Raw genomic sequence first — 12570 nt, forward strand, 5'->3', positions numbered from 1 at the left:
CTCGGAGCCGCCCGGTCAGGACTCGGCGCCGGACACCGCCTCGCGGCGCAGCGCCTCGCGGGCGATCTCGACCCGGCTCCGCACGCCGAGTTTGCCCAGGACGTGCGAGATGTGGGTCTGCACGGTCCGCCGCGACAGGTACATCTCCCGGGCGATGTCCGGCGTGGATCGTCCCTGGGCCACCAGTGCGGTCACCCGCGCCTCGGTCGGGGTGAGCGCGTCCCAACCGACCCGGGCGCGGGCCGGCCGGGGGCCCCGGACACCCCGGCGGACACCGAGACGTCGCAGTCGCCGCTCGGCGCGGCGCACGTCCCAGACCGCGCCGAGGCCGTCGTACCCGTCGACCGCCTCGCCCAGCAGCGTCCTCGCCTCGGCCGGTGAGCCGCGTCGGGCCAGCACCGCGGCCAGGTCCTCGATCGTGCCGGCCAACTCCACCGGCGACCCGACCGACCGGTAGTACGTGACCGCCTCGCGCAGCGGCGTCGGATCGTCGTCGAACAGCCCCTGACACCGGCGCAGGGCCGCCGCGGCCCGACCCGGCCGGGACTCGGCCGCGGTCTCCGCCCGGCACGCCTGCACCGCCGCCCGGGCCGCCGCCGCGTCGTCGGTCGCCACCGCGAGCCGCACCAACTCGGGCGTCCACTGGTGGAGCAGGGTCATCTCACCGGGCCCCCGTTCCAGGACCACCGACAGCTCCGCCAGCGCCCGTGCCGGATCCCCGTCCTGCTCGGCGGCGAGCGCCCGCGCGGCGAGCAGGAAATCGCGATTCTCCCGGTCGGCGACGGTACGCACGGGAAGCTCCAGACCGGCGCTCAGGTGCGCGGTCGCGGTGGCGCTGTCCCCGCGACGCCCGGCGATCATCGCGGCGACACCGCGCCACAGCAACGCCGGACCGCGTTCGCGGAGCCCGGAGTACGTGATCGCCGTGCTGTCCCGTTGGAGGATGTCGAGTTCGGCGAGCGCGTCGTCCCAGCGACCGAGCCAGTAGAGCAGCACGGCGGCGGTGAGCGTGGAGACGCCCTGACCCGGCCCACCGTCCCGCTGGCCCACGGCCCGGGCCCGCCACAGGGTCTCCTGCGCCGCCGGCCACCGGTCGAGGTTCTGCAGGCTGAAGATCCGGCCGTCGAAGGCGAACGTCCGCAGGTCGGCGTGCTCGGGTGCGTCGCCGAGCACGGCCAGCGCCCGGTCGGCGAAGTCGAGGGCGGCCTCGTGGTCACGGCGGACCGAGTGGGTCAGCCACAGGTCCGTCAACGCGTACGCGACGGCGAAGGCGTCCCCGGCCGCCTCACCCACCCGCAACGCCTCCCGCGCCGTGCGGTCCGCCGTGTCCAGGTCGCCGCTGCTCGCCCGGTTGACCATCGACAGCGAGGCGAGCAGGCGGGCCTGCCACACCGCGGGTACGCCCGGACGGCGCAGCGCCGCGCCCAGGACGTCCAGCGCCTCCTCGTTGCGACCCTGGCCGAACAGCGTGCGGGCCAGGATCGAGGACATCTCGGCCTGTTGTCCCGGCCCGGTCGGCAGGGTCAACGCCGACCGGGCCCGGGCGGCGGCCTCGGAGTGACGCCCGGCGTCGAGCAGCACCCGGGCCAACTCCACCGACAGCGCGGCCTGGTCGGCACGGTCGAGCGGGCTCACCGACAACTCGCGTTGCAGCAGCTCCGCCGCGATGTCCGGGGCGCGGGCCGCCAACGCCGGTGCCGCCTCGACGACCCACGTACGGGTCCACTCGTCACCGGTGTGGCCGGCCGCCAACAGTTGCTGGGCCACCCGCAGCGGTTCGGCGCCCGCGCCGGCCAGCGTCCGCGCCGCCTCGCAGTGCAGCGCCGCGCGCAACGCGGCCGGCATGCTGTCGTAGAGCGCCTGACGGATCAGCGGATGCCGGAAGGCGAGCTGGTCGCCGACGCCGACGACGATCCCGGCGGTGACCGCGTTCTGCAACCCTTCGGCCAGGTCCGACACGGTCCGGCGGAGCACCGCGGCGAGGTCGGTGACGCCGAACTCCCCGCCGAGCAACGACGCGGTCCGCAACATCTGGGCGGTGGCCGCCGACACCACGCTGAGCCGGTCGGTCAGGGCTGCCGCGAAGGAGGCGGGCACCCGGTCGAGCGCGGCGTCGGTGAGTTCCCCACCGCTCGGCAGCGCGCCGGCCGTCTGCTCCCGGGCCAGGGCGTCGAGCAGTTCACGCAGATAGAGCGGATTGCCCATGGCCCGCCCGAGCAGACGGTCGAGCCCCGGCCCCGGGGGCGCACCGAGGACCCCGGTGGTCATCGTGCGGACGTCGTCCGGACTGAGCGCGCCGAGCGACAGCAGGGTGCCGCCCCGGCGCAGGGTGGCGGCGCGCAACGTCTGGACGTCCTGCCGGGTGGGCACCGGACGGGTCGCGCTGACCAACAGCAGTGGAAGTTCCTCCACCGCGAGGGCGAGCCGGTGCCACAGCATCAACGACGCCTCGTCGGCCCATTGCAGGTCGTCGAGGACCAGCACGGTGGGTCCGTCGGTACACAACTCGTCGACCAGCGAGACGAGCATTTCGGTGGCCGTCATCGCGATGTCGTCCACCGCGAAAAGCCCTGGCCGCCGGTCCCGCAGGAACTCGGCGATCCGTGCGCGGCGCGGGTCCGGCGAGCGCAGCCGAACCTGGAGACAGTCCAGCATCACCCGCAGCGGAAAGCGGTGGGACAACTGGTCCGCAGTCCCCCACAACACCTCGCGGTCGCCGCTCCCACCACCTGTCAGACCGGTCGCGACCAGGGCAGACTTGCCGATGCCCGCCTCACCCTCCACCCACAGCACCGAGCCACGCCCGTGGCCGGCGGCCTCGGCGGCGGTATGCAGGACGGCCAGTTCCTTTTCCCGTCCGGCCCAGACAGTTGGCAGATCAACTGGAAACATGGCGAATGCACCCGAACGGAATGGACGGTGAAGCGACGCGCATCGGTGCATATTAGCCGACCGCAACGGCCCGACATGGCCACGAATTGAGGACCGAGAATGTGACACGCATTTCCTGAGATCGCTTTTCCCACCGCGACCGCGTCCGTGCTGCTCGACGCCCCGGAGGGCACGCACGGCAGCACTCCCGCGCCGCCACCCTCGCGCGCCGGACGCCCCGCGCCCCACCGTCCCCGCGCCCCCGCTTCCGCGCCAGGACGCCCCGGCTCCCGGGACGCGACACGACCACGGAGAGGTGACGGGCCAGCCGGGTCAACCGACCTCCTCGGGGCTTCCACCGACCCGGGCCGAGGCGGCGACACCCATGAGGTCGCGGCGCCGGGGCCGGAGTACGGGGCAGGCCGACCGCGCGGATGCCCGGGCTCGGCACCACCGGTCACCCGGACACGAATCGGCCCGCCATCAGGATCGATAGCGGGCCGGTCGATCTGCGATCGATGGTGGGCGATACTGGGTTTGAACCAGTGACCTCTTCCGTGTCAAGGAAGCGCGCTCCCACTGCGCCAATCGCCCGTGCTCTTGTTACACCGAGGTGGGGACGGGATTTGAACCCGCGTACACGGCTTTGCAGGCCGTTGCCTCGCCTCTCGGCCACCCCACCGAGGTTGCCCCCGTCACGCGTGGCGGCAGCTCCGAGCGGACGACGGGATTCGAACCCGCGACCCTCACCTTGGCAAGGTGATGCGCTACCAGCTGCGCTACGTCCGCACGTCCCCGGTTTTCCGGTGACGGATGAGAACTTTAGCCGAGCGGTGGAACGCTTGCCAAATCGGGCCCCGCCCGGCGCGTCCGGTTCCACTCGGGCCCGCCCAGCATGCCCGGTTCCAGCCCCACCCATCCGATACGTCTGGCTCCGCCGCGTGGGGTCGCCTCTACCCCACGGGCTTCCTAGGAACCTGCGCTGGGATCTGTCCGACCCGACGCCGGCGGGTCGGGTGGCGGCGGGCGGAAGATCTGGCGGCCGGAGGTCGGACGGCCAACGCGGGCCGGGCGGGGCGCATGGCGGGCAGCGCGACCGGGGCGGCCCGGCGGGCGACGAGTGTCCGGGTTCCGACTGTCGCAAGCCGGATCACCAGGGGTTTGGTGACACGCCGTGTCCGCTTCGATGGGCTACGGTGACGGGCGTGACGAGACGTGCGGCCGAGATCCGCCTGGATGCCCTGCTGCGCACCGCTTGTGACGTGATCGTGCAGCGTGGTCTGGCGAACACCCGAACGGCGGACGTGGCGCAGGCCGCCGGGGTCAGCCAGGCCCTGGTCTTCTACCACTTCGCCACCAAGGAACGGCTGCTCGCGCAGGCCTTCGCGTACGCGGTCGAGCAGGATCTGGCTCGTCTGGACACGGTGACCCGGTCCAGTGCCCCGCCGCTGACCAAGCTCCGCCGCATCCTCCGCCTCTACACCCCGGCCGGTCGGCCCACTTCCTGGTCCATGTGGATCGACGGCTGGTCGGAGTCGCTGCGCACCCCGGAGTTGGAGAAGGCCTCCCGCAAGCTCGACCTGCGCTGGCGGCAGGACCTCGCGACGGTGATCTCCGACGGGGTCCGCGAGGGCGTCTTCGAGTGCGCCGACCCGGCCGGCGCGGCCTGGCGGATCAGCGCGGTCATGGACGGCCTGGCGGTCCAGCTCGCGGTGCACGACCGGGTGATCTCCCGGCGGCAGTTCGCCGAGTGGGTGCGCCTGGTGACCGCCCGGGAACTGGGCCTCGACCCCGCACAGCTCGACTGAGCACTCCGCCGGAGGCCGGACGGACGAGCTCTGCCGGAGGCCGAGGCGGACGAACCTGCACCGGAGTCGCCGGGCGACGGCCACAATGACGCCATGGATCTGCTCGAGGTGTACCGGCGCAGCCTGGCGGAGTTCACCGACCGGGTGGAACAGGTCGGCGGCGGGCAGTGGTCCGCGGTGACCCCGTGCCCGGGGTGGGACGTCCGTACCCTGGTCAACCACGTCGTCGGTGAACAGCACTGGAGTGTCGCGCTGCTCGCCGGCCGGACCATCGCGCAGGTCGGCGACCGTTACGACGGCGACCAGCTCGGTGCCGACCCGGTCGTGGCGGCGCGCGACGCGGCGGCACAGGCCGAGGTGGCCGCCGCCTCCCCCGGCGCTCTGGAGCGCACCGTGCACCTCTCGGCCGGCGACACGCCCGCCGGGGAGTACCTGCACCAACTGCTCGCCGAGCATCTCGTGCACGGCTGGGACCTGGCCGTGGCCATCGGCGCCGACCCGAGGATGGACGCCGACGCGGTCGCCGAGTGCGCCCGCTGGTTCAGCCGCGCCGTCGGCGACTACCGGAGCAACGGGCTGGTGCACGACCGGGTCGACGTCTCGCCGCAGGCGGACGAGCAGGACCGCCTGATCGCCGCCTTCGGCCGTGATCCCGGCTGGGCACCGTGACGGCTCGGGGACCGCGACGGCTCGACACGTACGGCGGCCGGCGCGGGATCACCCGCGCCGGCCACACCCCCGGTGTGTGAAGTACGCGAGCGGTCAGCCCAGCCGACCACCGTCACGGGGTACCGTCCGCCACCGCTGACGCGGCCCGGGTTGCCGCTCCCAACGGTCCGCGGCACTCACCGCGACACCGTCGGCGGGTACCGGCTCCGGATCCTTGGTCAACTGCCGCAGCCGCATCAGCAGGCCGACGCCGAGGAACAGCAGCAACCCGCCGAGCAGGAAGGCGACCTCGGTCAGGCCGAGCCCGGCCCCGGTCTGCGAGACGTTGCCGGCGGCTCCGGCCTCCGGCGCGGCGGCACCACCACCGGCGGCACCGGCGTCGACCCGCTCCCCGGGGCCCTCCTCCGGCGGGTCCTCCGTCGGCTGCGGCGCCAACTCCCGGGGCGACTCGCTCGGGGTCGCCTCGGTCGGGGTGGGTGCCGCCGTCGGGCGGGCCGCCCCTCGGCCGACCACGTCGCGGTTGGCCGTCTGGCGGGACAGCAACTGTAGGTTCTGGTCGTACGCCTCGACGGTGAGTTGGACCCGCCCCGGGTCGGCGTCACGGGCGAACGCGACCCGGTACTGGGCGGTCACCGTACGCCCCGGGCAGAGCGTGCCCGGGTCGAGCTGCCGATCCGTCAACCGGGCCGCATTGCCCTCGGTGCGCACCTGCACCGGGAACGAACCGGTCTCCTCGATCCGGTCGATCCGCACCTGGTCCAGCCGTACGCCCTGCACACCGACCACCATCGACCAACGCACCTTGATGCAGCCGCCCTGGTCCGAGCGGGAGACCACGGCAGAGACCGTCTCCACCCGCCCACCTGCGGTGAACCGGTCCGGCAGGCCGCTGAGTTCGGTGGCGAACGCCGCCTGTGCCGGCGCGGACAGGGCCAGGTGCACTCCGGTGACACAGGCCAGTACCACCCCGATCCGTAGCGTGTTCCGCCACAGCCTTCTCACGATCCGTCCTCCTGTTGGTCGCCTCCATCGGCCACGCTATGAGGGCCGGACGCCAGCCGGTAGACGGGCGTGTTCGCACGTGGTGTGAAGCAAGATGCCCCTTTTCACGTAGGGTATTGAACCGGTCACGCGAGACCCGCGACACGCCGAGCCGGGTCACGATGGACAATCACCGGGTGTCCGCGATCTCCACCGCCTTCGTCCGCTTGCACGCCCGACTCGGCCCCGTCGCCTTCGTGCCCGAGGTGCGGCTGCACCAGGCGGACGAGCCGATCGGCCTGTGGGAGCTGACCGAGGGTGAGTTCCGCAGCGACCGGCCGCCGCCGTTCTGGGCCTTCGCCTGGGCGGGCGGCCAGGCTCTCGCCCGGTACGTCACCGACCACCCGGACCTCGTCGCCGGCCGGCGGGTCCTCGACCTGGCCTCCGGCTCCGGCCTGGTGGCCATCGCCGCCGCCCGGGCCGGTGCCGCCGCCGTGCGCGCGGTGGAGATCGACGAACTGGCCGTCGCGGCGGTCGCGCTCAACGCCGAGGCCAACGACGTACGCGTCGACGCCGAACTCGGCGACGTCCTCGATCGGGACGCCGGGGACGCCGAGGTGGTGCTCGCCGGGGACGTGTTCTACAGCGAGGCGATGGCCAACCGGGTCCTGCGGTTCCTGCTGCGCGCCGCCCGCTCCGGGGCCACCGTGCTGGTCGGCGATCCCGGACGCGCCTTCCTGCCCCGGGATCGCTTCGACGAGGTGGCCGCCTACGACGTGCCGGTCAGCGAGGCGCTGGAGAGCGTACGGGTGAAGCGCACCACGGTGTGGCGGCTGCGCGCGGGACGGCCGTCGGCGGCCCGCTAGCGTGACGCGGTGCTGTTCCGCGCCTGGGAGCAGGCCCCGGAGGCGACCGGAAGCGCCGGGGCCGGTGCCGCCGTGGCCGGTGTCGACGTGGTCCGGGTCGTGGACCACGTGGGCGTCGCCCACCTGCTGGTGACCCGGCACGCGCTGGTGCGGCAGGTGCTGACCGACCCGGTGACGTACCGCCCGGACAACGCCCTGGACGCGGTGACCCCGATCCCGGTCGCCGCGCTGCGGATCCTCGCCGCGCACCGGTTCCGGTTGCCGCCCACGCTGGCCAACAACGGCGGCGTCGACCACCCGGGGATCCGCGCGCTGGTCGCCGACGCGCTGCACCCGAAACGGGTGGCCGACCAGCGGGACTGGCTGGCCGCACTGGTCCGCCGACGGGTGGCCGGTCTGGACGCCACGCTGGACGGCGGCGTACCCGTCGACCTGCACGCCGGGCTCGCCGCCGACCTGCCGCTGCTGGTCCTGGCCCGGCTGGTCGAGTTGCCCGACGCGCCGGTGGCGGCGGTGAAGGATTTCGCCCGCGCCGCGCTGGAGCTGTTCTGGGCACCGCTGGACGCCGACCGGCAGCAGTTCCTCGCCGCCGAGGTGGGTCGCTTCCACCGGGTGCTGCGCGAGTTCGCGGCCACCGGCGGCGGGCTCGCCGCGTCGCTGCGGGACGCCGGGCACCCGCCCGACGTGGTGGTCGGCGCGCTGTTCTTCCTGCTGGTCGCCGGCCAGGAGACCACCTCGCAGTTCCTCACCCTGCTGATGCACCGGCTGATCGGGGAACCGGCGGTACTCGCCGGACTGCGCGACGGCTCGGTGCCGGTCGCCGACGTGGTCGAGGAGGGGCTGCGGCTGGAACCGCCGATCGTCACCTGGCGGCGCGTCGCCGCCCTGGACACCACGCTGGGCCAGACGGCGGTGGCGGCGGGCACCAGCATCGTGCTCTGGCTGGGTCGCGCCGGACGCGACCCGGCGGTCGTCGAGTCGCCGGACGGGTTCCGGCCGGGGCAGCCCGGGTCACGCCGGCACCTGGCCTTCGGCGCGGGCGTGCACCGCTGCGTGGGCGACCAGCTCGCCCGGATGGAGGCGACCACGGTGTTGACCGAGGTGGCCCCGCTGCTGGCCCGGGTACGGGTGCTGCGTGCGCCCCGCTACCCCGACAACCTCACCTTCCGGATGCCGGACGCCCTGGTCGTGACGCGCGAACCGCTCAGTTGATCTCGTCGGCCCAGGCGCGCCAGTCGTCGAGTACGCCGTACAGCGCCGGGGTGAGCCAGCCCGGCGCGGACCGCCGGAACACGCCCGGGTCCATCGCCCCGGCCCCGGCCGGCAGCGCACCGAGCATGTTCGGCAGCAGGTCGCTGAGGTTGGCCCAGTGCACCAGCTCCGGATCGGCAGGCCAGGCGCCGAGCACCACGCCCGCCGGCACCGCGCGCCGGTCCAGCGCCTCCAGGGTGAGCGCGGTGTGGTTGAGGGTGCCCAGCCCGGCACGGGCCACCACCACCGCCGGGGCACCCAACGACACCGCCAGGTCGGCCACCGTCCACGGCTCGCCCGAGGGTCGCAGCCCCATCGGTACGAGCAGCCCGCCGGCCCCCTCGACCAACACCAGGTCGTGCTTGTCCGCCTCCTCACGGATCGCGTCGACCGCGTTGTACAGCTCCAGCGGCGGCAGGTCCGCCACCCGGGCGGCGGCCAGCGGGGCGAGCGGATCGGGGAAGGCGGCCAGGGTGCGGGCGGTCATCGGGGCGGAGAGCCGGGTGACCGCCTCCACGTCGCCGGGTTCGCCGGTGGCCGTACCCGTCTGGCCGGGTTTGACCACCGCCACCCGCAGCCCGGCCGCCTGCGCGGCGGCCGTGATCGCCGCGGTCACCACCGTCTTGCCGACCTCGGTGTCGGTGCCGGTGACCAGCACCGGTCCGCGCCACTGATCCGTCATGGGGCACAGTCCACGATGACCTCCAGGGCCCGCTCGAAATCCGCCCGGGACGGCCCGGCACCGATGGTGAGCCGCAGCCGGGACCGGCTGTCCGGGGTGGAGGGCGGCCGGAAACAGCCGACCGCCACGCCCCCGTCCCGGCAGGCGGCAGCCCAGTCGGTCGCCGCCTCCGGGCCGGGCGCGGTGACCGAGACGACGGCGGCGTCCGGCGCGGAGACGTCCAGGCCGGCGGCGCGCAGGCGATCCACCGCGAGCGTGGCGCGGGCGGCCAGTTCGGCGCGGAGGGCGTCGCCGTCGCGGGCCAGCCCGACGGCGGCGTGCACCCCGGCGGCCACGGCCGGAGGCAGTGCGGTGTCGTAGATGAAGGTCCGCGCGGTCTCCACCAGGTGCCGGACGAACTCGGCCGGACCGGCGACCACCCCGCCGGCACCGCCGAGCGCCTTGGACAGGGTGGCGGTGACCACCACGTCCGGCTCGCCGGTCAGCCCGGCGGCGGCCACCGCACCGGCCCCGGCCGGGCCGACGACCCCGAGCGCGTGCGCGTCGTCGACCAGCAGCAGCGCCCCGTGCGCGCGGGCGGTCGCGTGCAGCCGGACCAGGGGGGCCAGGTCACCGTCGACGGAGAAGACCGACTCGGTGACCACCACCGCCGGCCGGTCGGGTGCCCCGGCCAGGGCCGCCGCGACCGCGTCGACGGCGGCGTGCGGGGTCACCACGGTCTCCGCCCCGGAGATGCGGCACCCGTCGATCAGGCTGGCGTGGTTGTGCGCGTCGGAGACCAGCAGCGTGCGGGGACGCACCAGCGCCCGGACCGCGCCGAGGTTCGCCAGGTAGCCGGAGGAGAAGACCAGCGCCCGCTCGGTGCCGAGCCAGTCGGCGAGGGTGTCCTCCAGCGCGTGGTGGGCGTCGGTGGAGCCGCGGACCAGACGCGAGCCGGTCGCGCCCAGCCCGTACTCGGACAGCGCCTTAGTCGCCGCGGCGACCACCTCGGGATGCGCGGACAGCCCCAGGTAGTCGTTGCCGGCCAGGTCCACCACGGCGTCGTCGGCGGTACGTGGGCGCAGTCGACGGGTCAGTCCCGCCTTCGCCCGCAGGTCGGCGCGGCGTGCCAGGGCCGCCAGCCAGTCCGCCACCACCACGCCCCTTCCCCGCCGGTTGCCACCGTCAGGCGTCGTCGCCCGGCCACACGCTGTCGCCCCGGGCGCTTCCGCCGGGCGAAGTTACCACCCGTCCGGGCCGTCCCGGCGTGGCGCGGTACGGCTCGCCGGAGGGCACCGGGGCGGGGCCGCGCGCGTTTCCGCCCGTCGGGGGGCCTTGTAGGGTACGTGCCATGCCAGAGATCCTCGACCAGGCCCGTACCCAGGTGCTGGAGGGTGGCGTCGGCCTGGACCAGGCCGGTGTCCTCGCGGTGCTGAACCTGCCCGACGAGCACCTGACCGCCACGCTCCAGCTCGCCCACGACGTGCGGATGCGCTGGTGCGGCCCGGAGGTCGAGGTCGAGGGCATCGTCTCGCTCAAGACCGGCGGCTGCCCCGAGGACTGCCACTTCTGCTCGCAGTCCGGCCTGTTCACCTCGCCGGTGCGATCGGTCTGGCTGGACATCCCGTCGCTGGTCGAGGCCGCCAAGCAGACCGCCGCGACCGGAGCGACCGAGTTCTGCATCGTGGCCGCCGTACGCGGCCCGGACGCCCGGCTGATGACGCAGATGCGCGAGGGCGTCGCCGCGATCAGGGCCGAGGTCGACATCCAGGTCGCCGCCTCGCTCGGCATGCTCAGTCAGGAGCAGGTCGACGAACTGGTCGACATGGGTGTGCACCGGTACAACCACAACCTGGAGACCTGCCGGTCGTACTTCCCGAACGTGGTCACCACGCACTCCTGGGAGGAACGCTGGGAGACGCTGCGAATGGTGCGCGAATCCGGGATGGAGGTCTGCTGCGGCGGCATCCTCGGGCTCGGCGAAACCGTCGAGCAGCGGGCCGAGTTCGCCGCCCAGCTCGCCGAACTGGACCCGCACGAGGTGCCGCTGAACTTCCTCAACCCCCGGCCGGGCACCCCGCTCGGCGACCGCCCGGTGGTCGAGGGCAAGGACGCGCTGCGCGCCATCGCCGCGTTCCGGCTGGCCATGCCGCGCACCATCCTGCGGTACGCGGGCGGCCGGGAGATCACCCTCGGTGACCTGGGCACCCGCGACGGTCTACTCGGCGGCATCAACGCGGTGATCGTCGGCAACTACCTGACCACCCTCGGTCGACCGGCCACCGACGACCTCAAGCTGCTCGACGACCTCAAGATGCCGGTCAAGGCGCTGTCGGCGACGCTCTGATGCCGATGGGCGAGCTGGTCGGGACGTGGTGCGACCGCTGCGGCGAGGCCGTGGCGGTCGGCGACCACCAGGGCTGCGCGGCGGCCCGCACCCTGGAACCGCCCCGCTACTGCACCGGATGCCGACGACGGATGAAGGTGCAGGTGCTGCCGGTCGGTTGGGCCGCGACCTGCGTCGAACACGGCGAACAGCGAGGCTGAGACGTGACGTTGCGCGGACAGGCGGTGACCCTGCGGCCGGTGAGCGCCGACGACGTGCCCACGCTCGCCGCCATCCGCGCCGAGCCCGAGGTCCGTCGCTGGTGGCGCGGCGACGACGACCTGACCGCCGCCGTCGAGGCCGACCTCGCCGACGGCGACCTGGAGGTGTACGTCGTCGAACACGACGACCGGGTGGTCGGCGCGATCCAGTGGTACGCCGAGAACGACCCCGACTACCGCCACGCCGGCCTGGACATCTTCCTCGACCCGTCGGTACGCGGCCGGGGCCTCGCCGGGGACGCCATCCGCACCCTGGTCCGGCACCTGATCGACGCCCACGGCCACCACCGCTTCACCATCGACCCGGCGGCGGCCAACACCGCCGCGATCCGCGCGTACGCGAAGGTCGGCTTCCGCACCGTCGGCGTTCTGCGCCGGTACGAACGCGGCGCCGACGGCCGCTGGCACGACGGCCTCCTGATGGACCTGCTCGCCGACGACCTCCGCTGACTTCCCCGGCTCGCGATGCTCGCGCGCTCGCAGCAGGTGCAGCAGGTGCGGCGGGGTGCAGTGTAAGGAAGGGTCCCCTGCTATCGCCTGGTGCATAGCAGGGGACCCTTCCTTACATCGCGGACGCCGGTGGCGCTCCGTCAGCCGTGGCCTGCTGCTGCCCGCCGACCACCTCCAGATCGGCCGGCCGCCCCGGACCAGCACGGCGCGTGCCCTGGTGGACGCCGCGGGCTGGGCACCCTCGACTCGGGCAGCGCAGGAGATCCTGGCGGCCGGGTGCCAGCAGAGACGGGTACTGCCCGAGGAGGTGGCCGCCGTGCTCGACGTCCTGCCCCGGGCACCTTGACGCGGTCTCATCCGGCAGACCGTCGACGACATCGCCGGAGGCGCCCAGGCGCTCAGCGAG

General features: G+C 73.9%; 11 protein-coding genes and 3 tRNA genes. 7 read left to right on the plus strand and 7 right to left on the minus strand.

What is annotated here, in order from left to right:
• Nucleotides 1-15: 15 nt before the first annotated feature.
• From ACIBMZ_RS06180 to ACIBMZ_RS06195, 4 genes are all read right to left on the minus strand, one after another.
• Nucleotides 16-2892, minus strand: a complete 2877-nt coding sequence (locus ACIBMZ_RS06180; protein WP_396691502.1) for an ATP-binding protein — start codon at nucleotides 2890-2892, stop codon at nucleotides 16-18.
• 498 nt (nucleotides 2893-3390) lie between these two features.
• Nucleotides 3391-3465 (minus strand) — tRNA-Val (locus tag ACIBMZ_RS06185).
• Between the two features lie 17 nt (nucleotides 3466-3482).
• Nucleotides 3483-3553 (minus strand) — tRNA-Cys (locus ACIBMZ_RS06190).
• 34 nt (nucleotides 3554-3587) lie between these two features.
• A tRNA-Gly gene (locus ACIBMZ_RS06195) sits at nucleotides 3588-3660 on the minus strand.
• Nucleotides 3661-4076: 416 nt separating this feature from the next.
• On the opposite strand from ACIBMZ_RS06195, the gene ACIBMZ_RS06200 reads away from it, so the two are divergent.
• Both ACIBMZ_RS06200 and ACIBMZ_RS06205 read left to right on the plus strand, forming a co-directional pair.
• The gene (locus tag ACIBMZ_RS06200; RefSeq protein ID WP_396691503.1) at nucleotides 4077-4679 is read left to right on the plus strand and encodes a TetR/AcrR family transcriptional regulator; all 603 of its coding nucleotides are present in this window, start codon (nucleotides 4077-4079) and stop codon (nucleotides 4677-4679) included.
• Nucleotides 4680-4772: 93 nt separating this feature from the next.
• Nucleotides 4773-5348 carry a TIGR03086 family metal-binding protein gene (locus ACIBMZ_RS06205; RefSeq protein WP_396691504.1) on the plus strand — a complete coding sequence of 192 codons (576 nt, stop codon included), beginning with the start codon at nucleotides 4773-4775 and terminating at the stop codon, nucleotides 5346-5348.
• A 93-nt stretch (nucleotides 5349-5441) separates the two neighbouring features.
• Here the strand turns inward: ACIBMZ_RS06205 and ACIBMZ_RS06210 are convergent, their stop codons facing one another.
• A complete protein-coding gene (locus ACIBMZ_RS06210) occupies nucleotides 5442-6350 on the minus strand; it encodes a hypothetical protein (protein WP_396691505.1) in 909 nt (302 codons plus the stop codon).
• 161 nt (nucleotides 6351-6511) lie between these two features.
• Here ACIBMZ_RS06210 and ACIBMZ_RS06215 point away from each other — a divergent pair, with 161 nt between their 5' ends.
• Nucleotides 6512-7195 (plus strand): class I SAM-dependent methyltransferase, encoded by a 684-nt coding sequence (locus tag ACIBMZ_RS06215; protein ID WP_396691506.1) that lies wholly within the window; start codon nucleotides 6512-6514, stop codon nucleotides 7193-7195.
• A gap of 9 nt (nucleotides 7196-7204) precedes the next feature.
• Entirely contained in the window at nucleotides 7205-8407 is a 1203-nt protein-coding gene (locus ACIBMZ_RS06220; RefSeq protein ID WP_396691507.1) for a cytochrome P450, read from the plus strand.
• Here the strand turns inward: ACIBMZ_RS06220 and bioD are convergent.
• Together bioD and ACIBMZ_RS06230 are read right to left on the minus strand one after the other, a co-directional pair.
• Entirely contained in the window at nucleotides 8400-9128 is a 729-nt protein-coding gene (gene bioD, locus ACIBMZ_RS06225) for a dethiobiotin synthase (RefSeq protein WP_396691508.1), read from the minus strand. The two genes, ACIBMZ_RS06220 and bioD, sit on opposite strands and share 8 nt — an antisense overlap.
• Nucleotides 9125-10261 carry an 8-amino-7-oxononanoate synthase gene (locus ACIBMZ_RS06230; RefSeq protein ID WP_396691886.1) on the minus strand — a complete coding sequence of 379 codons (1137 nt, stop codon included), beginning with the start codon at nucleotides 10259-10261 and terminating at the stop codon, nucleotides 9125-9127. The genes bioD and ACIBMZ_RS06230 overlap by 4 nt, the downstream gene beginning before the upstream one ends.
• Nucleotides 10262-10458: 197 nt before the next feature.
• On the opposite strand from ACIBMZ_RS06230, the gene bioB reads away from it, so the two are divergent.
• Genes bioB through ACIBMZ_RS06245 form a run of 3 tightly spaced genes read left to right on the plus strand, consistent with a single transcriptional unit; the run spans nucleotide 10459 to nucleotide 12164 of the window.
• A complete protein-coding gene (gene bioB, locus ACIBMZ_RS06235) occupies nucleotides 10459-11454 on the plus strand; it encodes a biotin synthase BioB (protein ID WP_396691509.1) in 996 nt (331 codons plus the stop codon).
• Nucleotides 11454-11654, plus strand: a complete 201-nt coding sequence (locus tag ACIBMZ_RS06240) for a hypothetical protein (protein ID WP_396691510.1) — start codon at nucleotides 11454-11456, stop codon at nucleotides 11652-11654. The genes bioB and ACIBMZ_RS06240 overlap by 1 nt, the downstream gene beginning before the upstream one ends.
• A gap of 3 nt (nucleotides 11655-11657) precedes the next feature.
• The gene (locus tag ACIBMZ_RS06245; protein WP_396691511.1) at nucleotides 11658-12164 is read left to right on the plus strand and encodes a GNAT family N-acetyltransferase; all 507 of its coding nucleotides are present in this window, start codon (nucleotides 11658-11660) and stop codon (nucleotides 12162-12164) included.
• Nucleotides 12165-12570: the final 406 nt, after the last annotated feature.

Origin of the sequence: Micromonospora sp. NPDC049900 (genome assembly GCF_044461025.1) — a bacterium.
GTDB lineage: Bacteria > Actinomycetota > Actinomycetes > Mycobacteriales > Micromonosporaceae > Micromonospora.

Excerpts from the sequence above, each read along its gene's own strand:
- ACIBMZ_RS06180 (WP_396691502.1), bottom strand. The coding sequence starts at position 2,892 with ATGTTTCCAGTTGATCTGCCAACTGTCTGGGCCGGACGGGAAAAGGAA.
- ACIBMZ_RS06205 (WP_396691504.1), top strand. The coding sequence starts at position 4,773 with ATGGATCTGCTCGAGGTGTACCGGCGCAGCCTGGCGGAGTTCACCGAC.
- ACIBMZ_RS06215 (WP_396691506.1), top strand. The coding sequence starts at position 6,512 with ATGGACAATCACCGGGTGTCCGCGATCTCCACCGCCTTCGTCCGCTTG.
- bioD (WP_396691508.1), bottom strand. The coding sequence starts at position 9,128 with ATGACGGATCAGTGGCGCGGACCGGTGCTGGTCACCGGCACCGACACC.
- bioB (WP_396691509.1), top strand. The coding sequence starts at position 10,459 with ATGCCAGAGATCCTCGACCAGGCCCGTACCCAGGTGCTGGAGGGTGGC.
- ACIBMZ_RS06240 (WP_396691510.1), top strand. The coding sequence starts at position 11,454 with ATGCCGATGGGCGAGCTGGTCGGGACGTGGTGCGACCGCTGCGGCGAG.